Annotated in this window: 22 protein-coding genes; 9 read left to right on the forward strand and 13 right to left on the reverse strand. The window is 67.8% G+C overall.

Going from position 1 to position 23,953, the window contains the following annotated elements; all coding sequences use genetic code 11:
- From E1261_RS18295 to E1261_RS18305, 3 genes are all read right to left on the reverse strand, one after another.
- Positions 1-902, reverse strand: a 902-nt coding sequence (locus E1261_RS18295) for a uroporphyrinogen decarboxylase/cobalamine-independent methonine synthase family protein (protein ID WP_132408087.1), incomplete at its 3' end; no start/stop codon positions are given.
- A complete protein-coding gene (gene mnmA / locus E1261_RS18300) occupies positions 899-1,990 on the reverse strand; it encodes a tRNA 2-thiouridine(34) synthase MnmA (RefSeq protein ID WP_132408088.1) in 1,092 nt (363 codons plus the stop codon). The genes E1261_RS18295 and mnmA, both read right to left, overlap by 4 nt.
- Positions 1,990-3,192 (reverse strand): cysteine desulfurase family protein, encoded by a 1,203-nt coding sequence (locus tag E1261_RS18305; RefSeq protein ID WP_132408089.1) that lies wholly within the window; start codon positions 3,190-3,192, stop codon positions 1,990-1,992. Before E1261_RS18305 ends, mnmA begins: the two co-directional genes overlap by 1 nt.
- A gap of 182 nt (positions 3,193-3,374) precedes the next feature.
- On the opposite strand from E1261_RS18305, the gene E1261_RS18310 reads away from it, so the two are divergent.
- The 6 genes from E1261_RS18310 to E1261_RS18335 are packed head-to-tail and all read left to right on the forward strand — an operon-like array spanning position 3,375 to position 12,043.
- Positions 3,375-6,671: a serine hydrolase gene (locus tag E1261_RS18310; RefSeq protein ID WP_132408090.1), complete on the forward strand. Its 3,297-nt coding sequence runs from the start codon at positions 3,375-3,377 to the stop codon at positions 6,669-6,671.
- Positions 6,671-7,753 carry a M20 family metallopeptidase gene (locus tag E1261_RS18315; protein ID WP_132408091.1) on the forward strand — a complete coding sequence of 361 codons (1,083 nt, stop codon included), beginning with the start codon at positions 6,671-6,673 and terminating at the stop codon, positions 7,751-7,753. The genes E1261_RS18310 and E1261_RS18315 overlap by 1 nt, the downstream gene beginning before the upstream one ends.
- Positions 7,753-8,517: a GNAT family N-acetyltransferase gene (locus E1261_RS18320; protein ID WP_132408092.1), complete on the forward strand. Its 765-nt coding sequence runs from the start codon at positions 7,753-7,755 to the stop codon at positions 8,515-8,517. Before E1261_RS18315 ends, E1261_RS18320 begins: the two co-directional genes overlap by 1 nt.
- Positions 8,514-9,611 (forward strand): o-succinylbenzoate synthase, encoded by a 1,098-nt coding sequence (menC, locus tag E1261_RS18325; RefSeq protein WP_132408093.1) that lies wholly within the window; start codon positions 8,514-8,516, stop codon positions 9,609-9,611. The genes E1261_RS18320 and menC overlap by 4 nt, the downstream gene beginning before the upstream one ends.
- A 48-nt stretch (positions 9,612-9,659) precedes the next feature.
- Positions 9,660-11,252 (forward strand): PucR family transcriptional regulator, encoded by a 1,593-nt coding sequence (locus E1261_RS18330; RefSeq protein ID WP_238176290.1) that lies wholly within the window; start codon positions 9,660-9,662, stop codon positions 11,250-11,252.
- Entirely contained in the window at positions 11,246-12,043 is a 798-nt protein-coding gene (locus tag E1261_RS18335) for a MerR family transcriptional regulator (protein ID WP_132408095.1), read from the forward strand. Before E1261_RS18330 ends, E1261_RS18335 begins: the two co-directional genes overlap by 7 nt.
- Positions 12,044-12,048: 5 nt before the next feature.
- Here the strand turns inward: E1261_RS18335 and E1261_RS18340 are convergent, their stop codons facing one another.
- Positions 12,049-12,711: a nucleotidyltransferase domain-containing protein gene (locus E1261_RS18340; protein WP_132408096.1), complete on the reverse strand. Its 663-nt coding sequence runs from the start codon at positions 12,709-12,711 to the stop codon at positions 12,049-12,051.
- Between the two features lie 46 nt (positions 12,712-12,757).
- The gene (locus tag E1261_RS18345) at positions 12,758-13,570 is read right to left on the reverse strand and encodes a class I SAM-dependent methyltransferase (protein WP_132408097.1); all 813 of its coding nucleotides are present in this window, start codon (positions 13,568-13,570) and stop codon (positions 12,758-12,760) included.
- Positions 13,571-13,652: 82 nt separating this feature from the next.
- On the opposite strand from E1261_RS18345, the gene E1261_RS18350 reads away from it, so the two are divergent.
- On the forward strand, positions 13,653-14,315 hold the full coding sequence (locus E1261_RS18350; RefSeq protein ID WP_132408098.1) for a TetR/AcrR family transcriptional regulator: 663 nt from the start codon (positions 13,653-13,655) through the stop codon (positions 14,313-14,315).
- Between the two features lie 217 nt (positions 14,316-14,532).
- On the opposite strand, the gene E1261_RS18355 is transcribed toward E1261_RS18350, so the two are convergent.
- On the reverse strand, positions 14,533-15,480 hold the full coding sequence (locus E1261_RS18355; protein WP_132408099.1) for an electron transfer flavoprotein subunit alpha/FixB family protein: 948 nt from the start codon (positions 15,478-15,480) through the stop codon (positions 14,533-14,535).
- Positions 15,481-15,495: 15 nt separating this feature from the next.
- Positions 15,496-16,269: an electron transfer flavoprotein subunit beta/FixA family protein gene (locus E1261_RS18360; RefSeq protein ID WP_132408100.1), complete on the reverse strand. Its 774-nt coding sequence runs from the start codon at positions 16,267-16,269 to the stop codon at positions 15,496-15,498.
- A gap of 319 nt (positions 16,270-16,588) precedes the next feature.
- Here E1261_RS18360 and E1261_RS18365 point away from each other — a divergent pair, with 319 nt between their 5' ends.
- Both E1261_RS18365 and E1261_RS18370 read left to right on the forward strand, forming a co-directional pair.
- On the forward strand, positions 16,589-17,434 hold the full coding sequence (locus tag E1261_RS18365; RefSeq protein WP_132408101.1) for a DUF2382 domain-containing protein: 846 nt from the start codon (positions 16,589-16,591) through the stop codon (positions 17,432-17,434).
- Between the two features lie 235 nt (positions 17,435-17,669).
- The gene (locus tag E1261_RS18370; RefSeq protein ID WP_132408102.1) at positions 17,670-18,404 is read left to right on the forward strand and encodes a class I SAM-dependent methyltransferase; all 735 of its coding nucleotides are present in this window, start codon (positions 17,670-17,672) and stop codon (positions 18,402-18,404) included.
- On the opposite strand, the gene E1261_RS18375 is transcribed toward E1261_RS18370, so the two are convergent.
- The 6 genes from E1261_RS18375 to E1261_RS18400 are packed head-to-tail and all read right to left on the reverse strand — an operon-like array spanning position 18,391 to position 23,859.
- Positions 18,391-19,197 carry a hypothetical protein gene (locus E1261_RS18375; protein WP_238176291.1) on the reverse strand — a complete coding sequence of 269 codons (807 nt, stop codon included), beginning with the start codon at positions 19,195-19,197 and terminating at the stop codon, positions 18,391-18,393. The genes E1261_RS18370 and E1261_RS18375 overlap by 14 nt on opposite strands.
- Positions 19,190-20,026 (reverse strand): acyltransferase, encoded by an 837-nt coding sequence (locus E1261_RS18380; protein WP_132408103.1) that lies wholly within the window; start codon positions 20,024-20,026, stop codon positions 19,190-19,192. The genes E1261_RS18375 and E1261_RS18380 overlap by 8 nt, the downstream gene beginning before the upstream one ends.
- A gap of 10 nt (positions 20,027-20,036) precedes the next feature.
- Entirely contained in the window at positions 20,037-20,984 is a 948-nt protein-coding gene (locus tag E1261_RS18385; RefSeq protein ID WP_132408104.1) for a class I SAM-dependent methyltransferase, read from the reverse strand.
- A 1-nt stretch (position 20,985) separates the two neighbouring features.
- The gene (locus E1261_RS18390) at positions 20,986-21,765 is read right to left on the reverse strand and encodes an enoyl-CoA hydratase/isomerase family protein (protein ID WP_132408105.1); all 780 of its coding nucleotides are present in this window, start codon (positions 21,763-21,765) and stop codon (positions 20,986-20,988) included.
- A gap of 43 nt (positions 21,766-21,808) precedes the next feature.
- On the reverse strand, positions 21,809-22,855 hold the full coding sequence (locus tag E1261_RS18395) for a Gfo/Idh/MocA family protein (protein ID WP_132408106.1): 1,047 nt from the start codon (positions 22,853-22,855) through the stop codon (positions 21,809-21,811).
- On the reverse strand, positions 22,852-23,859 hold the full coding sequence (locus E1261_RS18400; RefSeq protein WP_132408107.1) for a Gfo/Idh/MocA family protein: 1,008 nt from the start codon (positions 23,857-23,859) through the stop codon (positions 22,852-22,854). Before E1261_RS18400 ends, E1261_RS18395 begins: the two co-directional genes overlap by 4 nt.
- Between the last annotated feature and the right edge of the window lie 94 nt (positions 23,860-23,953).

A 23,953-nucleotide genomic window follows, 5' to 3' on the forward strand; every position in this document is an offset into this window, starting at 1 on the left:
GAGGGGGAGGCGGCTAGGCCGCAGGCGGGGGTGATGACTACCTTCTTCATCAGCTCCGGGTCGAGGCCCAGTTCGCGCCAGCGGCGGATCAGCGGGGCTGCGGCCTGCTCCTGGTTCGGCAGGGGGCCGGTGGTGGGCACGAGGCCGGCGTAGATGGTCGAACCGGCCTCGACAGCGATCCCCAGCTGCTCCCAGCCAGGTGAATTGAGCAGCGAGATGTCCACGGCGATTCCAGCTGCACCGGACTTGGTGAACACCTCGATCGGTGGCCGGGCCGCGCAGCAGTGCACCATGGTGGGCGCAGCGCTCGTGAGGAGGCTCAGCAGCTCAACAGCGCCCGGACCGTCGATGGACCGGTGCTTTCCCCAGCCAGATGCGGTCGGGATGGCTCCAGCCAGTACGGCGGGCAGCGCCGGCTCATCCACTTGCAGTACGACGTCCGCGCCGGGCAGGCGTTTGCGAATCTCAGCCAGATGCAGCTCAACGCCGTACGCCAATGCCTGTGCGAGATCACGCCGGGCACCGTGGTCGGCCAGCACCTTGTCACCGCGTGGTCGTTCCACTGTCGCGGCCAGCGTCCACGGACCGGTGACCTGGACCTTCAGCGGACCCACATAGCCGTCCGCGTACTCCTCCAGCACGTCCAGGTCTTCCCGCAGCAGCGCACGCGCCCTGCGCTGGTCCAGACTCGCAGTCGCGTCGCCACCCCCGGTCAGCCGCCACCCGGCCGGCTGCAGGTCCGCAGCGAGCTCAGTCACCAGAGCGATCGCCCTGCTCAGCATGTCGCCGTACGGGCGTGCCGGGAGCTCTGGCAGGAACGGGATGTCGACCGCTTCGAGCAGGACCTTGGTCCACTCGCGCATGTCGTCGCCCGGCAGTGAGCCGAGCCCTGTTGTCGTCACGCGTGCTGGGCCGCTACACGGTTGACCGTGTCGATGGTGGCGGAGCCGATGACGCGGGTGCCGTCGTACAGGACCACTGCCTGGCCGGGGGCTACTGCGGAGGCCGGCTTGGTGAAGTCGACCAGGACCTGGTCTCCCTCGAGACGTGCGGTCACTGCGATCTCCTCGCCGTGGGCACGCAGCTGCGCGGTCACCTGCAGCTCGGACGTCGGCATCGGGCCGCACCAGCGCGGCTTCGAAGCGGTCAGTCCAGTCACTGCGAGCTCTTCACGCGATCCGACTGTGACTGTGCGGTCCACCGGGCTGATGTCCAGGACGAACCGCGGCTTGCCGTCCGCGGCCGGCGTACCGATCTGCAAGCCCTTGCGCTGGCCGACAGTGAAGCCATGGGTACCGCTGTGGTCGCCGAGCTTGTTGCCCTGCGCGTCGACGATGTCCCCCGGCGCCTCCCCCAGGTGCTTGCTGAGGAAGCCCGCAGTGTTGCCGTCGGCAATGAAGCAGATGTCGTGGCTGTCCGGCTTGTCCGCCACTGCCAGCCCGCGGCGGGCGGCCTCCTCGCGGATCTCGGTCTTGACCGTGTCACCGAGCGGGAAGAACGCATGGGCCAACTGCTGCTGCGTGAGGACGCCCAGCACGTACGACTGGTCCTTGGCCGGGTCCACGGCGCGGTGCAGCTCGCGACCGTCCGGAGTGTCGACGATGCGCGCGTAGTGGCCGGTCACGACCGCGTCGAAGTCCAGTGCGAGCGCCCGCTCCAGAACTGCGCTGAACTTGACCTTCTCGTTGCAGCGCAGGCAGGGGTTCGGTGTGCGGCCCGCGGCGTACTCGGCGACGAAGTCCTCGACCACGTCGGCGTGGAACCGCTCAGCCAGGTCCCAGATGTAGAAGGGGATACCGATCACGTCCGCGGCCCGGCGTGCGTCCCGGGAGTCCTCGATGGTGCAGCACCCACGCGCACCGGTCCGGTACGACTGCGGGTTGCGGCTCAGTGCCAGGTGCACTCCGACGACGTCGTGCCCGGCTTCGGCCATCCGCGCCGCCGCGACGGCGGAGTCCACTCCGCCGGACATGGCTGCGAGTACCCGCATCAGCTGTTCCTTCCCACGTTCTGCAGACCGGCGGACTGCGCCCGCTCCACTACCGGTCCGATGTTCTCCAGTACGGCGTCGATGTCGGCCTGACTCGACGTGTGTCCCAAGGTGAAGCGCAGCGACCCGCGCGCACGCTGATCGTCGTACCCCATGGCCAGCAGCACGTGGCTCGGCTCGGCGACCCCGGCGTTGCAGGCGGAACCGGTCGAGACCTCGATCCCACGTGCGTCGAGCAGCAGCAAGAGCGAGTCGCCCTCACAGCCACTGAACGACAAGTGTGCGTTACCCGGCAAGCGCCGTACCGGGTCACCCGACAGTTGCGCGCCGTCGACAGTCTCCAGGACACCTTTGATCAGCGTGTCCCGCAGTCCGGTCAGCCGGGCGGACTCCAGCGGCTGGTCCTTGATCGAGTGCTCCACAGCGACTGCGAACCCGGCAATGGCCGGCGCATCCAGCGTGCCGGAGCGCACATCGCGCTCCTGACCGCCACCGTGCTGCACCGGGGTCAGCTTGGTCTCCTTGTGCACCACCAACGCGCCCACGCCGTACGGGCCGCCCAGCTTGTGCGCAGAGACGGTCAGTGCGTCAACACCCAGCGCAGCGAAGTCCACCGGCACCTGCCCGATCGCCTGGACGGCGTCGGTGTGCACGGGGATCCCCCACTCGGCAGCCAGCGCAGCAACCTCCTGGATGGGCTGGAGCGTGCCGACCTCGTTGTTGGCCATCATCACCGTGACGAAGGACACCGTCTCCGGCGCGGACTCGATAGCCCGCCGTACGTCGTCCGGCCGGACCCGACCGAGCTCGTCGACCGGCAGCCACTCGATCTGCGCACCCTCATGCTCAGCCAGCCAGACCGCTGGGTCCAGGACGGCGTGGTGCTCGATCCCGCTCAGCAGGATCCGGCGGCGGCGCGGGTCCTCGGACAAGCGTGCCCACCACAGCCCCTTGAGGGCCAGGTTGTCCGCCTCGGTCCCACCAGAGGTGAAGACCACCTCGCTCGGCTGCGCCCCCAGCGCGGCGGCGATCGTCTCCCGCGACTCCTCGACCGTACGGCGGGCGGCCCGGCCGGCGCCGTGCAGCGACGACGCGTTCCCGGTGCGCCCCAGGTGCGCAGCCATCGCCTCGATTGCTGCGGGCAGCATCGGAGTCGTCGCAGCGTGATCGAGGTAGACCGCACGAGGGCGCAAAGAGGTCATAACACTCTCAAGGGTAAGTCCTGCCGGGATGTTCCCGATCCGCCGGACAGATCGAGCCTCAGCGGGCCGGTTCGTCTGGCTGGACCAATCGGGCTCGATCACTCGTCGAATCCGACAAGTGCAGGGCGTGGTGGCGCGCCCTAGCATCGGCTGAGGCAGCTGCCGCATCTGAGGAGGACTTCGTGACCCGACGTCTGCGCATCGACGACCTGGCCGAGCTCGCCGTACCGGAGGAGCCCGCGCTGTCACCTGACGGCAGCCAGATCGCGTACGTCCTGCGGACCACCGACCTGAAGGCCGACCGCGACCTGCGGAACCTCTGGCGGGTCCCGGCGGCAGGTGGCGAGCCACGGCAGCTGACACGGTCCGACGGCGACAGATCGCCGGTCTGGTCACCGGACGGCAGCAAGCTGGCGTTCCTGCGGGCCAAGGACGGGCCAGCGCAGCTGTGGGTGCTCCCCAGCGACGGTGGTGAGCCTGAGCAGCTCACGACGCTCCCTCTGGGTGCTGGTGCACCGAAGTGGAGTCCGGACGGTACGCGGGTCGCCTTCAGCGCACCGGTCGACACTGCTCCGGCCGAAGGCGGCAGCGATGACGCACCGATCGTCACCGACCGGTTGGACTACCAGTCCGACGGCGCTGGCTGGTTGAAGACCGTCCGCAAGCACATCCACGTGCTGGAGGTCGCCTCGAAGCAGGTCCGACAGGCAACTGAGGGTGACTGGCATGCCGGGGACCCAGCCTGGTCACCTGACGGCACCAAGCTGGCGTTCGGCGCAGCTACCGCGGCAGATGCAGATCTGACCGCAAAAGCACCGGCGTACGTGCTGGACGCGTCCGATGCGAAGGCCACGCCCCACCTGGTCGGTCTGGCCGACGGACAGGTCGCAGCGTCCGGCTGGACGGCCGATGGCGAGTCCCTGCTGCTGGTCGGCAACTTGCACGGACCAGTGGGACACAGCCGCCTGCTGCGGCTGGACTTGGCATCCGGAGCGGTGACCGAGCTGGCGGAGTCCTTCGACCGCAACGTGATGGTCGGTGGACCGGCGTACCCGGGCGGTCACCCCGTACTGACCGACGAGGGCAACACCGTCCTGTTCTGCGCACGCGACCGCGGCTGCACCCACCTGTACGCCGTACCGGTGGCTGGCGGCTCCCCCGCCCGAGTCCTGGGCGAGGCGGGCCACAACATCTCCGGTCTGAGCGTGGCGGGCGGAATCGCGACCACCATGCTGACCACCGAGACGTCGTACGGCGAAGTCGTCGCCATCGACCTGGAGACCGGTGCGAGCAGCACGCGGACGTCGTACGGCGAGAAGCTCAAGGACGTGGAGCACTTCCGTCGAGTCGAGCGCGAGTTCACCATCTCGGACGGGACTGTGGTTGCGGCCTGGCTGATCCGGGACCCTGCTGCGACAGGAGCGCAGCCGTTGCTGCTGGACATCCATGGTGGTCCGCACGGCGCGTGGAGCGCTGGGGCCGACGAGGTGCACGGCTATCACCAGGAGCTGGTCGCCCGCGGCTGGAGCGTGCTCCTGGTGAACCCACGCGGCAGCGACGGCTACGGCGAGGACTTCTTCACCGGTGTGGTCGGTGGTTGGGGGACGTCCGACAGCAAAGACTTCCTCGAGCCGATCGACCAGTTGGTTGCCGAAGGCATCGCTGATCCGGAGAGGCTCGCTGTGGCCGGCTACAGCTACGGCGGGTTCATGACCTGCTACCTGACCAGCCGGGACAACAGGTTCGCCGCAGCGGTCACCGGTGGGGTGATCAGCGACCTCACCAGCATGACGGGCACCTCTGACGTCGCTCACTACCTGGCCGCCTTCGAGCTGGCCGGCAATGACTTGCAGGCGATGTCACCGATGACCCAGATCGATCAGGTCCAGACGCCGACGCTGATCATCCATGGTGACGCCGACCGCCGCTGTCCGCTCGGGCAGGCGCAGCAATGGCACACCGCACTCCGGGAGCGCGGTGTGCCCGCGCAGCTGGTGCTCTACCCGGGGGCGGACCACCTCTTCATCGTGCAGGGCAAGCCATCGCACCGCCTCGACTTCAACCGCCGAGTGCTCGAGTGGGTCGAGCAGTACGCCGGTAGTGCGGCCGGACCGCGCCGTCCGCGGATCGACGCGGCGCACTGGCAACGCAGGCTGACCACACTGGCCGCCAAGCACGGCGTGACTGGCGCAACGCTCGGAATCCTCCGTGGCGACGAGCTGGTGCAGGCAGCGACCGGCGTACTCAACGTCAAGACCGGTGTTGAGGTCACCAGCGATTCGCTGTTCCAGATCGGGTCGATCACAAAGGTCTGGACGACCACTCTGGTGATGCAGCTCGTCGAGGAGGGACTACTCGACCTGGACGCGCCCGTGGTCGCCGTACTGCCCGAGCTGCAGTTGAGTGATCCGGATGTCACCAAGCAGGTCACCATGCGGCACCTGCTCACCCACACGAGTGGCATCGACGGTGATGTGTTCGAGGACACCGGACGTGGTGACGACTGCCTGGAGAAGTACGTCGAACTGCTGGCCAACGTCAGCCAGAACCATCCGCTCGGCGCGACGTGGTCCTACTGCAACTCCGGCTTCTCACTGGCCGGGCGAGTGATCGAGAAGCTCACCGGCAAGACCTGGGACCAGGTGCTGCGGGAGCGGATCATCGAGCCGCTCGAGCTGGAGCACACGGTCACGCTGCCCGAAGAGGCCCTCATGCACCGGACCGCCGTCGGACACGTCAAGCCGGACCAGCTGGCCCCGGTCTGGAGTTTCCAGCGCTCCGCGGGACCAGCAGGGCTCATCTCGTCGACGGTCGCCGACGTACTGGCCTTCGCGAAGCTGCATCTGAACGGCGGGCTGGCTGCGAACGGCAAGCGCGTGCTCCCGGAGGCAGCGGCCGCCGAGATGGCCGTGAAGCAGGCAGACGTACCCGACAGGTCGATCGTCGACTCGTGGGGACTCGGCTGGATGCGGTTCGACTGGGACGGGCAGCAGGTGATCGGCCACGACGGCGGCACCATCGGCCAGGTGGCAATCCTGCGGATCCTGCCCGCCGAAGGACTGGCGGTCACACTGCTGACGAACGGCGGTGGCGCCGGCGACCTGTACGACGAGCTGTTCCGCGAGATCTTCGACGATTTGGCCGACGTCACGATGCCAGCCCTGGTGGCACCGCCGGACACACCACCCATTGTCGATGTGGAGCGGCACACCGGACGCTACGAGCGCGCTGGTACGACGCTGGAGGTGCTGATCCGTGATGGTGAAGCAGTACTGCGCAGCACAGTCACCGGACCGCTGGCGGCATTGGTGCCTGAGGTGACGCAGGAGCGCACTCTGGTCGCGGTTGACGAGAGTGGCGACCTGTTCGCGATCCGGCCGGACGGTGTGCTGGCTTGGAGCGCTGTGACGTTCTATTCACTGCCGACCGGTGAGAAGTACGTGCACGTCGGCTCCCGCGCGACACCGAAGGTGGCCTGATGGATCTGCTCACGGATATCGAGACCCTGGTGACCTGCGAGTCGCCCTCGGCCGACAAGGCCGCGGTTGCGGCCAGTGCGGACGTCGTTGCCCAGCTGGGAACCGAGCGGCTCGGCAAAGCACCGGAGTACGTCGTCATCGACGGCTGGACGCACCTGCGCTGGAAGTTCGGCGACGGGCCGACCCAGGTGCTCGTCGTCGGCCACCACGACACGGTCTGGCCGTTGGGCTCGCTGGCGACGCATCCGTTCCAGATCGAGAGCGGTGTCATGCGCGGACCGGGGTGCTTCGACATGAAGACCGGTCTGGTGATGGCGTTCCATGCCATTGCCGCACTCCCCGACCCCAGTGGCATCACCCTGCTGGTGACCGGTGACGAGGAGCTGGGGTCACCGTCGTCCCGGGCGCTGATCGAGACCGAGGCGGCCGGCTGTGTGGCCGCACTGGTGCTCGAGGCATCAGCGGACGGCGCACTCAAGCTGGAACGCAAGGGCGTCTCCAACTACGAGCTCCTGATCACCGGCCGCGCCTCCCACGCCGGACTGGAGCCAGAGCTCGGTGTGAACGCCAGCATCGAGGCCGCGCACCAGATCCTCGCAATCAACGAGCTGGGCGACCCAGCGCTCGGTACGACGGTCACCCCGACCAAGCTCGTCTCCGGTACGACGCGCAACACCGTCCCCGCCGCAGCGAGCTTCCTGGTCGATGTGCGTGCCCGCACGGTCGCGGAGCAACTCCGAGTGGACGAAGCGATGCGCGCACTCCAGCCGGTGCTGCCGGAAGCAGTACTGGAGCTGATCGGCGGTCCGAACCGGCCGCCGTTCGAACGCAAGATGGCCGAAGACCTCTACGAGCAGGCCTCCCGGATCGCAGCCGAGCTTGGCCAACCGCCCCTGCGCCAGGTGTCTGTGGGCGGCGCGTCCGACGGCAACTTCACCGCAGGCATCGGTACGCCGACGCTCGACGGCCTGGGCGCGGTCGGCGGCGGCGCGCATGCCGACGACGAGCACGTCATCGTCGACGAGATCGCACCACGCACGACGCTTCTCAGCACGCTCATAGCCGAACTGTTGGGCCGGTAATGGCTGAAGTCCGTGAGCTGACCGAGCTGAGCGATCTGGAAGCGGTGTACCGGCTGTTCGACGCCATCTGGCGACCGGACCCGCACAACCCACCCGTCACCACCGAACTGCTGCGCGCCATGTCCCATGCCGGCAACTACGTGAGCGGTGCGTACGACGGCAGCGAGCTGGTCGGCGCGTGTTTCGGATTCTTCGGTGCGCCGTCCGAGCGGACTCTGCACAGTCACGTGGCCGGTGTGTCCCGGGAGGCCCGCAGCCGGAACGTCGGGTTCGCCCTCAAGCTGCACCAGCGGGACTGGGCGCTCCAGCGCGGTCTCACCGCGATCGAGTGGACCTTCGATCCGCTGATCCGTCGCAACGCGTACTTCAACCTCGTGAAGCTCGGTGCGCGGCCGAAGCAGTACCTGACCAACTTCTACGGTCAGATGCGCGATGAGATCAACGGCGAGGACGAGAGCGACCGGCTGCTGGTGCGCTGGCAGATCGACGAGCCGGTCGGCGGTGTCGAGTCATCGGCGACAGCCATCGCGCTGGATCGCGGCAGCGACGGTCGGCCGATCCGCACCGAGTTGCCGGCGACCGGGCCGGTGGCGGTCGCCGTACCGGGTGATGTGGAGAGCTTGCGGGCAACAGACTTCGCTGCGGCTCAGGAGTGGCGGCTGGCAGTGCGTGAGGTGCTCGGTGGCTTGCTGGCGGACGGCGCGCGAGTCACCGGCTTCGATCGGACCGGATGGTACGTAGTCGAACGAGAGGGAGTGGCATGAAGCTGACCGGAGTCGAACTGCGACGGGTGTCGCTACCACTGGTGTCACCGTTCCGGACGTCGTTCGGGACCGAGGTGACCCGGGACGCGCTGCTGGTCCGGGCGGTCGGCACCGAGGCCGAGGGCTGGGGCGAGTGCGTCGCCATGGCCGGTCCGCTGTACTCGGAGGAGTACGTCGACGGTGCGATCGACGTACTGCGCAGGTACCTCGTGCCCGCGATGGCCAACGTGTCGGAAGCCACCCAGGTGGCGCCGGCGCTGGCGAAGTTCCACGGGCACCGGATGGCGAAGGCTGCGCTGGAGACCGCCGTACTGGATGCCGAACTGCGGACCGAGAGCCGGTCGCTGGCGCGCGAACTGGGCGCAGTGCACGACCGCGTGCCGTGTGGAGTATCCGTCGGCATCATGGACTCCATTGATCAACTCTTGACTGCAGTTGATCAATACATTGACGAGGGGTATCTCCGGATCAAGTTGAAGATCGAGCCCGGCTGGGACCTCAAGCCGGTGGCAGCCGTCCGGGAGCGGTACGGCGACATCCTGCTGCAGGTCGATGCGAACACGGCGTACGGCGTCGCGGATGCTCGGCACCTGGCCCAGCTGGACGCCTTCGACCTGCTGCTGATCGAGCAGCCGCTCGACGAGGAGGACATCCTGGGACACGCCGAACTGGCCAGGCAGGTCAGGACGCCGATCTGCCTGGACGAGTCGATCACCTCAGCCCGCGCGGCCGCTGCGGCCATCAGCCTGGGCGCGTGTTCGATCATCAACGTCAAGCCCGGCCGGGTCGGCGGCTACCTGGAGTCCCGCCGGATCCATGACGTCTGCGTGGCGAACGGCATCCCGGTCTGGTGCGGCGGCATGCTCGAAACCGGGCTCGGCCGCGCCGCGAACGTGGCACTGGCCGCGCTGCCCGGCTTCACGCTGCCGGGTGACACCTCCGGGTCGTCGCGGTACTACGCGACCGACATCACCGCACCGTTCACCTTGGTGGACGGCCACCTCGCCGTACCGACCGGACCGGGCATCGGCGTCGACCCACTCCCCGACCAGTTGGCCGAGTTCACCACCTCCACCGAATGGCTCCCCCTATAGAAACCCACAAACCCCGGGACGAAATCTGTCCGGATGCACAATGGCTGGGTGACACAACGACCCCGGGCCAGCCTCGGCCGCGTACTGGACGATCTGGGCGCAACCCTGCTCGAACTCGTGGCCGGCGACCCGGACCAGCCGATCGGCGGGGTCGCCATCTATGAACGCTGTCACGACCCGCTCGACGACCCGGTCCTCCCCCAGCATGCGCTCGTCCTCGGGGTCGGTCTGCACGACCCCGAGGAGGTCAGCGAAGTACTGCGCGACCTCAGCCGCCAGCACGCGGCTGGGCTGGTACTGCGCAGTCCCGTCACCGTGGACAAGCAGACTGTCGACGAAACCGGCGTGGCCGTCCTCGCACTGACCAGAGGCGCCACCTGGGACCAGCTGGGCATCCTGCTGCGCTCAGTCCTCGACGTAGGCATTGCGGACGCAGAGACGCTCGGCGGCATGCCATCCGGCGATCTGTTCGCGCTGGCGAACGCCACTGCCGCGCTACTCGACGCGCCGGTCACCATCGAGGACCGCAGCTCCCGAGTGCTCGCCTTCTCCGGACGTCAGGACGAGGCCGACACCGCACGCGTCGAAACAGTCCTGGGCAGACAGGTCCCCGAACGCTACTCCCGGCTGCTCTCCGAACGCGGAGTCTTCCGAGAGCTCTACCGATCCGACCAGCCGGTCTACGTGGCGCCGATGCCGGCCACCGAGCCAGAGAGCGCGATTCCACGCGTTGCTGTTGCAGTGCGAGCTGGTGACGAGATCCTGGGCTCCATCTGGGTCGCTGTGCACGAGCCGCTGACCCACGAGCGTTCCGAGGCGCTGCGTGACGCCGCCAAGGTCGTTGCCCTGCACATGCTGCACATCCGCGCCGGTGCGGATGTCGAACGCCGACTACGCGCCGACCTGGTCAGTACGGCGCTCGACGGTGGCGCCGGATCCCGCGAGGCACTCGACCGACTCGGCCTGGCCGACCGGGCGCTCGTCGTACTGGCACTGGCCGCGCCTGCGGCCAGTGAGCGGCAACGCCTGGCAGATGGGTTCGCCATGCACCTCGGTGCGGTCTTTCCGCGGTCAGCGGCAGCGCTGGTGGGTGATGTGACCTACGGGCTGGTGCCGACCGACAGTGAGGAGCGCGCTGCCCGGGTCGCTCAGGACTTCCTGGACCGGGTCGGCGAGCGGTCCGGCGCCATCATCGGAGTCGGGGCAGCTGTGCGGTTGCCCCAGGCACGGGCCAGCGCAGATCGAGCGCTGCGGGTCCTGCGGACCAGTCGACGCACACAGCGCGTCGCCCGGCTGGCCGACGTACAGGTTGAGGCACTGCTGCTGGAGCTGCGCGACCTCGTCGAGGCCCGGGGTGAACAGCTGACCGGACCGATCGCACGGCTCGTGGCCTACGACCGGGACCACAACACCACACTGGTTGAGACATTGCGGGCCTGGCTGGATGCCTTCGGTGATGTGACTGCTGCAGCGGCCGCGGTGTACGTGCATCCGAACACCTTCCGGTACCGGCTGCGGCGGCTCGCGGAGGTCGGCGCACTGGACCTCGACGACCCGGACTCCCGCTTCGCCGCGATGCTCCAGCTACGTGTGCTTGCAACTGACACCGTGTCAGGCGGTTCTCTGGAGGCACCATGTTGAGTATCGGAGACCTCGCCCGCCACACCCGCATCTCGGTGCGGATGCTGCGGCACTACGACGCACTGGGGCTGGTTGTGCCCGAGCGCGTCGACCCGCACACCGGACACCGGTTCTACGCCCTGTCACAGATCTGGCGTGTCGACAGTCTGATCGCACTGAAGGAGCTGGGCTTCACGCTGGAGCAGTGCGGCGCAATCCTCGACGAACAGCTACCTGTCGAGGAGCTGCGCGGAATGCTGCGGCTGCGGCGTGCCCAGCTCGAGCAGCGGATGACTGCGGACGCGGACCGGCTGACGGAGGTCGAGCGGCGGCTCCGATCGATCGAAAGAGGACTGACCATGACCAACCGCACCCTCCAGCTCGGCCCGCTGCCCGCCCTGCGCCTGCTGCACCTGCACGCCGAGGTGAACGACGAGTCCGAGATCGGCGGCGCTGTGATGGCGCTGAGCGAGAAGCTGGACGCACTACAGCTCTCCGGGCAGCGCGTTCACACGTACTACGGCCGTCCGGACGGTTCCAAGATCGACGTCTCGGTCGGGATCGCAGTCGGTGCGACGGACAACAGTGCGGCCGGCTTGGACGTGACCGACATCCCCGCCGTACCGCAGGGAGCGTCTGTCACCTACAAGGGCCCAGCCGAAGGCATCGGCGACACCTGGCGGACGCTGGACGTCGCACTGGACGAACAGGGCCTCGAGTCGTACGGCGTCTACCGCGACATCCGCATCAGTACGGCGGACCCGGAGCAGGTCGTCGTCGAACTCCAAGCGGCTGTCCGGCCAACCCCATAACGAGTTCACACCGCACGAATCCGCGCCACCCACGGGTGACCGGGGTGCAGGTGCTCGATCATGTCGGCCAGCCAGACCCGCTGGTCGGCTGACAGCAGTGGGAGTGCGGCGGTGAGATCCAACTCGTCCTTCGGCCTGGCCTGCTTCGCCTTGTAGGCCAGCGCCATCTCCGGGTTCAGGTAGCGAACACCGTCGGGCGCCCGCCAGGTGATGTCCTCGAGAGCGAAGTCGAGCGCCGGGTCGCGCCGGAACACCCAGCGTCCGTCGCGGTCCGGGTTCACCACCACGTCGTACTCCCACGGCGCCAGCGCATGCTTCCGCAACCAGATCTGGTCCGCGTCCTCCGGGTGCTCGGACTCCTCGTCCGTCAGCGGCCGGAACCGCCCACCGGCGTTCGACCACAGATCGTACGTCCCCCGCAGATGCAGCCGCAGCTTCTCGACATCGCGCTTCCACAGCGACAGATCGACATCCTCGTGCGCCCGGTGCACTCCGGTGAACGCATCGATGGCCCATCCCCCAGCGATCCACCACTCCCCGTCGTACCGGCTCATCATCGCCAGCGCATCAGCCGGCGTCGACCGCTTCCACGGCCCGTGCAACCGGTGGAACGCCAAGTCCTCCGGATCGAGCCCGTCCTCGTACCAGAACCGCTCCTCGTCAGCCACCTGCCGATCTTCACACAGCAGGACCATCACCGGCAGGCGGTACGGGTTAGTGAGCGGTGGCAACGATCTGGAGGTACTGCGCGCCGGCCAGCAGAGTCCCGTCAGTAGCTCGGTTGGCACGCTCGTACGCGCCTTCAGCCGCCGCTGCAAAGGCAGACCGCGCTGTTGGGTCGAGCCGCTCGTAGAGCATCCGCCACGGCGGCAGATGCGTGAGCATGGTCGCCACCTGGTCCTGGGCAGACTTCGCGAACGTCTCCTGCACAAGTACGTCGCAACTCGTCACTGCGATCCGATCGCCGAACAGCTCCTTGTAGCGCTGCTCATTCCCCCACAAATGCGGCGACGGCACACCGGGCGGAGGAGGCGGCAGTACGTCGGCCAGCGCGGACTGCAGGTCGGCCATCAGCCCGGTCAAGCACCAGCTCACCAGACCGATCCGTGCACCGGGCTTGCACACCCGCAGCAGCTCGTCGGCAGCACGCTGCTGGTCCGGCGCGTACATGACCCCGAACGTCGACAGCACGACATCGAAGGTCGCGTCCTCGAACGGCAACTGCTGCGCGTCTGCCAGCTCTGTGTCGATCGACAGCCCCTCGGCACCAGCCCGCCGTACAGCACGGTCCAGCACGATCGGACTGAAGTCCGTCGCCGTCACCAGCGCACCCCGCCGGGCCGCGGCCAGCGCAGTGTTCCCGGTCCCGGCGGCGATATCCAGCACGCGGTCACCCCACCGGACCGCGGTCGCCTGCACCTGCAACTCGCTCGTCAGCGCGGACTGGTGCGCCAACGGCTGGTAGTCGACCTCGGCGCTCCAGGCCGCCCGGAACCGCTCGGTCGCCGCCTCGAATGGTGTTGTCATCCCGTCCCCCCAGCATTGAGCATCTGACACTCCGGAATTCGCTAGCCTTTGCGGCTAGTCAATTAACGACTACCGTAGCCGGGTGGCCGACAATGTCAACCCCCGCCGCTACGACTCGCCCGTTCGGGAACGCCGGGCGGAGGCGACGAGGAGCGCCGTACTGGATGCGGCCGAGCGGATGTTCACCGCGCGCGGCTTCGTCCGAACCACGTTGCCCGCGGTTGCCGAGGAGGCCGGGGTGTCACTGGCGACGGTCAAGCTCGCCTTCAAGACGAAGACCGAGCTACTGCTGAACGTCTGGCACCGCACACTGGCCGGCGGCGTCGACGATCGGGTGCCAGTGGTCGAGCGCGACTCCTACAAGGCGCAGTTCGAGATCGCCGACCCAGTGGAACGGATCCGGTTCGCCACCAGCAGCGGCATCGTGATCCGGCAGCGAATCTCCGACCTGATGGCGGTGATCGAGGCCGGCGCGGCGGTCGACGACTCCCTGGCCGAGCTGAGGCGCCGCATGCTCGAGGAGCGCTGGCACGTGATCCGGGAATTCACCCAGCGACTCGCGGACGACGATCACCTACGGCCGGGTCTGTCCGTCGACCAGGCCACCGACGAGTTCTGGCTGCTCAACCACCTCGGTAACTACCGCCTCCTCACCGAGACGCGAGGATGGACAGCCGACCAGTACGCCGACTGGCTGAACCGGACATTGGTCCACGCCCTCCTCCGCCCAGAGCTGTACCAATAGGCGCTCTCCTGCCTCAGCCCTCGCGGGCTGTGGCGGCTGCCCGGAAAATGAGGGGATCTCCCCTGAAGTTGCTGGTTCTCCCCTCAAAAATTGGCCGGAGAAGGGGCGACATGAACGGATAACCCCTGAAATTTCCTGGCGGGGGCACGGTGGGCACGCTGGGCAAAAGCGAGCCCGGCTCGGCGGGGTGCCGGGCCGGGCTCTGTGGTGCGGTAGGTCAGGACTTGCGCTTGGTGACTTCTTCGGTGGCGGCGGGGAGGACCTTGTGCAGGTCGCCGACGACGCCGAAGTCGACGAGCTCGAAGATCGGGGCCTCGTTGTCCTTGTTGATGGCGACGATGGTCTTCGAGGTCTGCATGCCGGCCCGGTGCTGGATCGCGCCGGAGATGCCGGCGGCGACGTACAGCTGCGGGGAGACGGTCTTGCCGGTCTGGCCGACCTGGTAGGCGTGCGGGTACCAGCCCGAGTCCACCGCGGCGCGGGATGCGCCGACAGCAGCACCGAGGGAGTCGGCGAAGGCCTCGACCGGGGCGAAGTCACCGCCGGTACCGCGGCCACCGGAGACGATGATCGCTGCCTCGGTGAGCTCCGGGCGACCGGTCGCGGCGCGCGGCTTCGACTCGGTGATGCGGGCGGTCTTGGCGGCGTCGGAGATCGTCACGTCGAACTCCTCGACCTCCGGGGAGGTCTCCGCGGCTTCCGGAGTCGCCGCGTTCGGCTTCACCGTGATGACCGCGATGCCCTTGGTGATCTTCGACTTGACGGTGAAGTTGCCCGCGAACACCGACTGCGTGGTGACCGGACCCTCCTGTACGTCGACCGCGTCCGTGATCAGGCCCGATTCGAGCTTGACCGCGAGCCGGGCCGCGATCTCCTTGCCCTCGGCGTTCGACGAGATCAGGATCGCCGACGGCTCGATCTTGGCCGCGACCTGCTGGAGGGCCTCGGCCTTCGGCGACACCAGGTACTGCGAGAGCTCCGGGTTGGTCAGCGCGATCACCTTGGTGGCGCCGTACTGACCCAGTGCGGGGAGAGCGTCCTGCACACCGTCGCCGATGAAGACCGCGACGGGCTCGCCGAGACGGCGGGCGATGGTCAGGAGCTCGGCGGTCGTCTTGCGTACGACGCCCGCGGTGTGGTCAACGAGAACCAGAACGTTCGACATAAGACTGCTCGCCCCTCAGAGGAACTTGTTGGTGGACAGGAACTCGACGAGCTGGCCCGCACCGGAGCCGTCCTCATCGGTCACGATGGTGCCTGCCGTACGGGCCGGACGCGCGGTCACCTCGATGACCTCGGTCCAGGAACCGACCTGCTCCGGGGTGATCTCCAGGTCGGCCAGCGACCAGGTCTCGACCGGCTTCTTCTTCGCGGCCATGATGCCCTTGAACGACGGGTACCGCGGCTCGTTCGCCTGGTCGGAGACACTCAGCACCAGCGGCAGCGTGCCCTCGACGGTGTCGCTCGCGGTGTCGCCGTCGCGGCGGATCCGCACGGTCGTGCCGTCGACGGTGACCTCGGAGCCCAGCGTCACGGCCGGCAGGCCGAGGCGCTCCGACACCATCGCGGGGACAACACCCATCCCGCCGTCGGTCGAGCTCATCCCGAACACGACCAGGTCGGCCTCGAGCTTGGCCAGCGCCTTCGACAGCACCAACGAGGTGGCGACCGCGTCGGAGCCGTGGATGGCGTCGTCAAGCACGTGCACCCCCGCGTCGGCGCCCATCTGCAGGCCCTTCTTCACCGCGTCCGCAGCCTGCTCCGGGCCGACAGTGAGGATGGTCACCTCAGCGTCGCCGGCCTCTTTCACGGTCAGTGCGGTCTCAACGGCGTACTCGTCCAGCTCGGACAGCAGCCCGTCCACACCGGCACGGTCCACCGTGTTGTCCTCCGGGCGGAAGCGGCGGTCCGCCGTGGCATCCGGCACGAACTTCGCGCAGACGACAATCTTCATAACGTGTGGGACCCCTTCTGGTTAACGGTCTCTCCAAGCCTGCCACGGATGTTACTCGCGGGAAACATATGCCACGTGCGAGCCCCATCACACCGCCGGCCCCGTGAGGCGATCCAGCTCAGGCTATCCGGTCGGTTCACGCACCAGCACCGGGTCGCGGCCGAGGCGTCCGACACACCCGTCCGAGCGGGCCCGACCGTTATCCGAACGGCTTTTCCAAACGGGCGTTTGCCGCCCGGACGCCCGGGCACCGGACCCGGCGTTCGTTGCTCGGTACAACAAGAACACAGGGCACAACAAGAACACGGGGTTGATAACGATGACCATGCAGGGAATCGAGCAAGTCGTGGGCGAGCCGGCGTACGACGCGGCCGGGGACAAGGTCGGGTCGGTCGGCACTCTCTACGCCTCCGACACGAGCGGCCGGCCGGAGTGGGTCACGGTGAACACGGGGATGTTCGGGACCAAGCACACCTTCGTGCCGCTCGACGGTGCCCACGTCGAGAAGGACGGGCTGCACCTCGCCACGTCCAAGTCGAAGATCAAGGACGCACCGCGGATCGACGCCGGTGGCCACCTAAGCGCCGGGGAAGCCTCGGAGCTGTACCGCTACTACGGCCTGCAACTGCCGCAGACCAACGCCGGTACGACGCCTCGCGGGCGGACGGCCGAGCGGGACGCCATGGCTGGCCGCGACGGCATGGCTGAGCAGGACGCCATGGCCGGTCGGGACGGCATGGCTGGGCGCGACGGCATGGCTGGGCGCGACGGCATGGCTGGGCGCGACGGGTCGATGGTCCGTCACGAGGAGCGGCTGCACGCAGGCACCGAGACCGTCGAGACCGGGCGGGTCGGTCTGCACAAGCACGTCGTGACCGAGGAACAGCAGGTCACGGTGCCGGTGAGCCACGAGGAAGCGCACGTGGTCCGCGAACCGGTCGCCGACGGCGAGGCCCGGCCTGGTGAGCTCGGCGACGAGGACCGCGAGGTCGTGCTGCACGAGGAACGCCCGGTCGTCGGCAAGGAGACAGTCGCCGTCGAGCGCGTCGGCCTCGAGACCGAGACCGTCCGCGGCGAGGAGAACGTCACCGAGACCGTCCGCAAGGAGCAGATCGACGTGGAAGGTCTGGACGACGACGGAATGGGTAAGCGTCACAAGCACTAGTGGTGTGTCGCGTCTAAAACTTGAGTGCTGGCGGTGTCCAGGTGGGTGCATCGCAAGGCGGAGGGAAGGGCTCGATGCCTTTCCATCGTGCCCTTTCCTCCAACGCAGCGAGGTGCCCGCCTGGGCGCCGCCAGTGCCAAGGTTTAGGCGCGACACACCACTAGGGGACAGATCCAACAGCGGCGGTGTTCGGGCGGGCGGGCCCGGACACCGCCGCTGTGCATAAGCTGACCGCGTGACCGAGATATTGGCCCTCACCGGGGAGCGAACCGCACCAGGGATCTGGCACGAGAACTACTGGTTCGCGCGGCACGAAGCGGCGTACCGGTGGATCGTGGCAGAGCTGCTGCCAGTGGCCGGCCGAGTGCTCGAGGCAGGCTGCGGCGAGGGGTACGGCGCCGAGCTGCTTCGGACTGCTGGTTCGGAGCAGATGTTCGGACTGGACTACGAGGACAACACCTTGCGGCATGTACGGCGGATGTATCCGCAGGTGCAGGTGATTCGGGGTAACCTCGTGCAGACCGCCTTCGCGGATGCGAGCTTCGGGCTGCTGACCTCGTTGCAGACGATCGAGCACCTGTGGGAGCAGCCGCGGTTCATCACCGAGTGCGCGCGGATTCTCGCGCCGGGCGGGATCGCCGTACTGAGCACGCCGAACCGGCTCACCTTCCCGAGCGGGAACTGGTACCACACGCGCGAGCTGACGATGGCCGAGTTCACCGAGCTCGTCGAGCCGGAGTTCGAGATCACGCACACGCTCGGACTACATCACGGCAAGCGCTTGCAGGACTGGGAATCCGAGCACGGTTCGTGTGTGGACGCCCAACTCGCAAGCCCGCATGACGAGTGGCCATCGGGCCTGCGCGAGCTGGTCACCAGTTCGACGTACCAGGATTTTGAGATCAGGCCGGGCGACCTGGACGAATCGCTCGACCTGATCCTGGTAGCGGTGAAACCTACGGACGGATGAAGCGTTCGAGGATCTTGCCGGCGATCAGGTAGACGAGCGCGGCGATCCCCCAGTTCACCAGCAGGGTGTTCTTCGCGGTCTCGAGCCGGAACAGGTCCTTGAACGGACCGACCAGGTCGTGCCCGCGCTCCAGCACCCAGCGCACGATCTCGTTGCTCTGGTTGGTCTGGTCGAGTGCCGTGAAGAGCGCGCCCAGCGCCAGCAGGGCTGCGGCGAGCACGGCGACCAGCCAGATCAGCGAGGCGAGCAGATTGCGCAGCTGCCGCACACCACTACCGACCGAGCTCAGCGCCTGCTTGCCGCCCTTGGAAGTGGTCGTGCTGGGCTTGACCGCCGAGGACGGGGCGGCCGTCGAGACCCGGCTGACCGGCTTGGTCACCGCCGTGTCGTCAGGTTTGGGCTCCGAGCCGCTGCTGGACGCAGCCGAGGCCGCGGCCTCCTCGCGGGCCCTCTGCTCGGCGACGATCTCGGCCGCCGTGCGTGGCTTGGCCGTCTTGGTCGCGCCGGCCACGGGAGTGTCCTCGGGTGCTTTCCCCGCTTTGTCGTCGTTGCCCACGTCACCCATCTCCTCAGCCGGGTTCGGTTCCTCACCTGCGCCCGGGACCGGTGCGGCCGCCTTCCTCCGGCGGCTGACCGGGACCGGCCGCGGCGACAACCTGCGCCGGGCCCCGGCGAACGGGGCCGGTGCGGCAGTCGTCGTCACGTCGTCAGTCGTCTGCAGCGCTGGTTCCACCGTAGCGCCCACCGGGTCGGCAATCGTCGGTTCCGGGCGGGGCTTGGCGTGCTCAGCCACGCTGCGTCTCCTCTCCGACGGCCATCCGGTCGTGCGGGACATAGTGCCCGACTGGTGAGTAACTTGAGAACCCCTCGGCACCCTCTTTGTCATCGCCGGCAGTCGGTGTCACGGTGACCTGGGGTGTCGGGAGCTGTAGTTCTTCGGGTGGAACGGACGAACGCAGCTGGGCGGCAGTCGCTGCATTCACCTCCGCGAGCTCGGCCAAATAGGCTCGGCGCGGCGCGTCGGCGGCATAGCGGGTGGTGCGGTCGGCGACGACGACCGCCGGAACCCCGGCGGCCACGGCGTACGCAGGAATGTTGCCACGGGCAACGCTGTTCGCGCCGATCACCACGCCGCGGCCGATGTCGGTTCCGCGGGTGACGGTGACCTTGGTGGCCAGCCAGCAGTCCGGGCCGATCCGGACCGGCGACTTCACCAGCCCCTGATCCTTGATCGGCAGCCCGAGATCCTCGGTCTTGTGGTCGAAGTCGCAGATGTAGGTCCAGTCCGCGATCAGCGTGGACGCGCCGATCTCGATGTCCAGGTAGCAGTTCACCGTGACCTCGCGGGCGAACACGACCTTGTCACCGATCCGCAGCGTGCCTTCGTGTGCGCGCAGGCGGGTCTCGTCACCGAGGTGCACCCACTTGCCGAGGATGATCCGGCCGTGACCGGGCCGGGCCGCGACCTCGAGTTTCTTGCCCAGGAAGACGAAACCCTCGGTGATGACGTGCCGGTGCCTGAGCTTGAACCAGGCGAACCGCCAGTACCGCTTGAGGTAGTACGGCGTCCACGCCCGATGGCGCACCACCCAGCGAAGATTCGCCACTGACAGCAACCGCATCTTACTTACCCTACTGCGATACCCCGGTGATCGAGACGTTGTAGTACAGCTCGTCCGGGACAACGGTGGACAGAACCTTGTCCACCTTGGACAGCTGCAGCCACGACTTGTACGCGAACATCCGCCAGCCGAACCCAAGCTTCTGCTCCGGTACGGCGGCCTCGAACGTCCGGATCGGCCACCCGAGCCACGCTGCGGTGAGCTCCTCGGTCACCGTCTTCACCTGTACGGCGCCCGCGCGGGTTGCCGTCCGCGCCAACGTGTCGGGGTCGAAGGTGTGCAGGTCCACAACGGCTTCCAGCGCAGCAGCCCGGGAGGACTCGTCGAGCTCGGCCTGCGGACGTCGCCAGTCCGAGAGCGCCGGCAGCTTGGTGACATTGGTGGTCGCCCACCAGGTGAAGCGGGACAGCCGGCGCGCCACGAAGTCGCCGTACCGGGTGGGTTCGCCACAGATGACGAAACGGCCGCCGGGCTTGAGGACGCGGAGCATTTCGCGGAACGCGAGCTCGACATCCGGGATGTGGTGGATGACCGCGTGACCGATGACGAGGTCGAAGCTGTCGTCGTCGTACGGGAGTTTCTCGGCGTCGGCGACCCGGCCCTCGACCGCGAAGCCGAGCGTCTTGGCGTTCTTCTTCGCCGCCTCGACCATGCCCGGGGACAGGTCGGTGACGTGGGCTTCGTCCATCACGCCGGCCAGCTTGAGGTTCAGCGTGAAGAAGCCGGTACCGGCACCGATCTCGAGCGACTTCCCGTACGGCCAGCCCTGGTCACCGGCGATCGCGGTGAACCGGTCGCGCGCATAGGTGACGCAGCGCTCGTCGTACGAGATCGACCACTTCTCGTCGTACGTCGACGCTTCCCAGTCGTGGTAGAGCACCTGGGCCAGCTTGTTGTCGTTCCAGGCGGCCTCGACCTGCTCGGCAGTCGCAGCGGGCTTCTCGGCAGAGGTGGTCATTTCACTGTCCCTTGAATTCAGCCTTACCAGGGCCGTTCTCGACGAACGACTTCATTCCGATGGTGCGGTCTTCGGTGGCGAAGAGCGCGGCAAACTGCTGGCGCTCGATCTCCAGTCCGGTGGCCAGGTCAACACCCAGTCCGGCGTCGATCGACTCCTTGGCTGCTCTGAGAGCGAGCGCGGCACCCTTCGAGAACTGCGCGGCCCAGGCGACCGCGGCGTCGTACACCTCGGCGGCCGGGACGACCTTGTCCACCAGACCGATCCGCAGCGCCTCGGCGGCGTCGACGAAACGGCCGGTGTAGATGATGTCCTTGGCCTTCGACGGGCCGATCAGCCGGGAGAGCCGCTGGGTGCCGCCGGCGCCGGGGATGACGCCGAGCAGGATCTCCGGCTGGCCGAGCTTCGCGTCCTCGGCGGCGATCCGGTAGTCGGTGCACAGCGCGAGCTCGCAGCCACCACCGAGTGCGTACCCGGTGATGGCGGCGACCGTCGGCTTCGGGATCGTGGCCACGGCGGACAGGGCGGCCTGCAGCGGACCGGAGCGCTTGACCATGTCGGCGTACGACATGTCGGCCATCTCCTTGATGTCCGCGCCGGCGGCGAAGACCCGCTCGCCGCCGTACACGACCACGGCCCGGACGTCGTCGTTCGCCGTCGCCTCGTCGGCGGCGGCCCGGATCTCGTCCTGCACCTGGACGTTCAGGGCGTTCATCTTCGGCCGATCCAGCCGGATCGTGCCGACACCATCACTCACGGTCAGGTTGACGAACTCACCCATCACGTCGCTCCCTTACTCACCGGTCACATCACCGGGAACCGTACTACAGGTCCACAGGCTGACCGGAAACGGCAGATCGACGAGCAGCGTCAACGATCTGCAGCGTACGCAGGCCTACCGCACCATCCGGCTGCGGTACGACGGCAGGGGTCTTGCCGGGAACCGGCGGGCCGGACTCGCGGACCGCGTCCAGGAAGGTCGCCAGCAGCGACTCGTCCAGATTGCCGCCGACACCCAGGAAGACCTCACCCTTCTCGTCCGTTCCGCCGACATGCGGCAGGAAGGGCTCGATCTCCACCGAACCGTTCGTGCCGGTGACCTGCAACGAGACACCACCCCAGGTCGGGCCGTTGTCCGGGACGCTCCACGAGCAGTCGATCGTTGCCAGCAGCCCGTTGTCGTAGGTGATGGTGACCAGTCCGCCGGTCTCGACCTGCACACCCTTGTCCTGGTGCAGCACGTGGTTCGCAGCGGCGTACACGCGCGCAGCCGACGCCCCATCGGTCAGACCGTCGATCAGATCAGCGCAGTGCACGGTGTGGTCGACCAGCGCACCACCACCTGCCAGCGTGGCATCCGTGAACCACTGGCGAGCGTCGTACGGGATTTTGCCGTTGTTGGTGCCCAGTACGGCGAACACGTCGCCGAGCCGGCCTGCTTCGACCATGGCCCGCAGCCGCAGGTACGACGGCGCGAAGCGCACCGGGTACGCGATCATCAGGATGGAACCTGCTTCGGCGCAGGCGTCCAGCATGGCTTGACCATCTGCGACCTCAGTGGCCAATGGCTTCTCACACAGCACGTGTGCACCGACTGCCGCGGCCCGCTCGACCAGTGCGCGGTGGCCGGCGTTTTCGGACGTCACCACGACAGCGTCCGGTCCCCACGCGAACAGCTCGTCGTACGAGTCCACATAGGGCACACCGAGCTTCTCGGCAAGCTCTGCACCGCGCAGAGCGCGCGGACCGGTGTCGGGCGCCGCTGCGCCGTCCGGGTCGGCCGACAGCACCTCTACATCAGGCATCTGACCCAGGAGGTAGGCATATGAACCAGCGTGGGTGTGAGCGAACGAGGCGATCGCAACCTTCATGCCACTGCTCCGTTCAGCTCGATGGTCTTGCCGGACTCCATGGACAGGCGGGCGGCTTCGGCGAGGTCGACGGCTGCTACACCGTCCACACCGAGCACTCGTGGCTCGGGCCCACCACGCAGACCGATCGCCAGCTCCCGCAGCTGAGTCAGGTACGGGCTCTCTCCCCGCGCAGCTGCCGGGATCAGGAGCTCTGCAGCGTTCGCTTCCTTCTGCAGCTCCTCAACGAATCCGGTGTCCACACCAGACGTGTGCTTCAGTACGCCGGACGCCCCGGCAACGTGGAAGCCGGTCCGGAACGGGGTCCCGGGCACACCCCAGGTCGCCCGGCAGAGCGAAATCGCACCGGACTCGTGGGTCAGCGTCACGTGCGCGGAGACGTTCACCGGGCTGATGCCGTCCACAGTCGGCGGGTTCTGCACGGCGTACACGCTGGTGACCTTGCCGCACAGCCACTGCGCCTGGTCGAGGTCATGAACCATCAGGTCCATGATCACGCCGCCGGAGCGAGCCACATCGCGATACCAGCCTGCGCCGGCCGGCGACGAGGCCTGCCTGAAGAAGCGGGCCACTGCGACCGCACCGATGCGTCCGCCCTGCACCGCGTCGTACGCGGCCTTGTACTCGGGGAAGTAGCGCACCACGTGGGCCGGGTAGACCTTCACCCCAGCAGCCTCGGCGGCTGCCAGCACCTCGTGCGAGTCAGCCGCGGTGAGCGTCAGCGGCTTCTCGCAGATCACGTCCTTGCCCGCTGCGATGGCCGCCAGCGCCAGCTCCTTGTGCGTCGGCGACGGGGTGACGATGTCGACGAACTCGACCTCGGCGAGCAGCGCGTCCAGGGACGGCGCCACCTCCAGGCCGTACTGCTCGGCCAGCGACTCCGCGCCTTCGACCGAATAGACCACGATGCGTGCGCCGAGCGCCTTCCAGGCCGCCACGTGCACGTGCGCGATGTTGCCCGCGCCGATCAGACCGACGCGCAGATCGGCCAGCTGTTCCGCCATTGAAGACCCTCACCTGAGTCCGGAAAGTATGTCGTAACTTAGTAACGGTCCTTGCTTATCATTGCGCAGAGACGTTCACAACCACCGTCTCACG

The sequence above is a fragment of the Kribbella albertanoniae genome, assembly GCF_004348455.1.
GTDB classification, from domain to species: domain Bacteria; phylum Actinomycetota; class Actinomycetes; order Propionibacteriales; family Kribbellaceae; genus Kribbella; species Kribbella albertanoniae.

What these genes read in the sequence shown, in the direction of transcription:
- E1261_RS18400 (WP_132408107.1), bottom strand. Translation starts at nt 23,859, where the DNA reads ATGGCGGAACAGCTGGCCGATCTGCGCGTCGGTCTGATCGGCGCGGGC.
- mnmA (WP_132408088.1), bottom strand. Translation starts at nt 1,990, where the DNA reads ATGCGGGTACTCGCAGCCATGTCCGGCGGAGTGGACTCCGCCGTCGCG.
- E1261_RS18365 (WP_132408101.1), top strand. Translation starts at nt 16,589, where the DNA reads ATGACCATGCAGGGAATCGAGCAAGTCGTGGGCGAGCCGGCGTACGAC.
- E1261_RS18320 (WP_132408092.1), top strand. Translation starts at nt 7,753, where the DNA reads ATGGCTGAAGTCCGTGAGCTGACCGAGCTGAGCGATCTGGAAGCGGTG.
- menC (WP_132408093.1), top strand. Translation starts at nt 8,514, where the DNA reads ATGAAGCTGACCGGAGTCGAACTGCGACGGGTGTCGCTACCACTGGTG.
- E1261_RS18360 (WP_132408100.1), bottom strand. Translation starts at nt 16,269, where the DNA reads ATGAAGATTGTCGTCTGCGCGAAGTTCGTGCCGGATGCCACGGCGGAC.
- E1261_RS18380 (WP_132408103.1), bottom strand. Translation starts at nt 20,026, where the DNA reads ATGCGGTTGCTGTCAGTGGCGAATCTTCGCTGGGTGGTGCGCCATCGG.
- E1261_RS18315 (WP_132408091.1), top strand. Translation starts at nt 6,671, where the DNA reads ATGGATCTGCTCACGGATATCGAGACCCTGGTGACCTGCGAGTCGCCC.
- E1261_RS18355 (WP_132408099.1), bottom strand. Translation starts at nt 15,480, where the DNA reads ATGTCGAACGTTCTGGTTCTCGTTGACCACACCGCGGGCGTCGTACGC.
- E1261_RS18385 (WP_132408104.1), bottom strand. Translation starts at nt 20,984, where the DNA reads ATGACCACCTCTGCCGAGAAGCCCGCTGCGACTGCCGAGCAGGTCGAG.
- E1261_RS18335 (WP_132408095.1), top strand. Translation starts at nt 11,246, where the DNA reads ATGTTGAGTATCGGAGACCTCGCCCGCCACACCCGCATCTCGGTGCGG.
- E1261_RS18345 (WP_132408097.1), bottom strand. Translation starts at nt 13,570, where the DNA reads ATGACAACACCATTCGAGGCGGCGACCGAGCGGTTCCGGGCGGCCTGG.
- E1261_RS18390 (WP_132408105.1), bottom strand. Translation starts at nt 21,765, where the DNA reads ATGGGTGAGTTCGTCAACCTGACCGTGAGTGATGGTGTCGGCACGATC.
- E1261_RS18395 (WP_132408106.1), bottom strand. Translation starts at nt 22,855, where the DNA reads ATGAAGGTTGCGATCGCCTCGTTCGCTCACACCCACGCTGGTTCATAT.
- E1261_RS18305 (WP_132408089.1), bottom strand. Translation starts at nt 3,192, where the DNA reads ATGACCTCTTTGCGCCCTCGTGCGGTCTACCTCGATCACGCTGCGACG.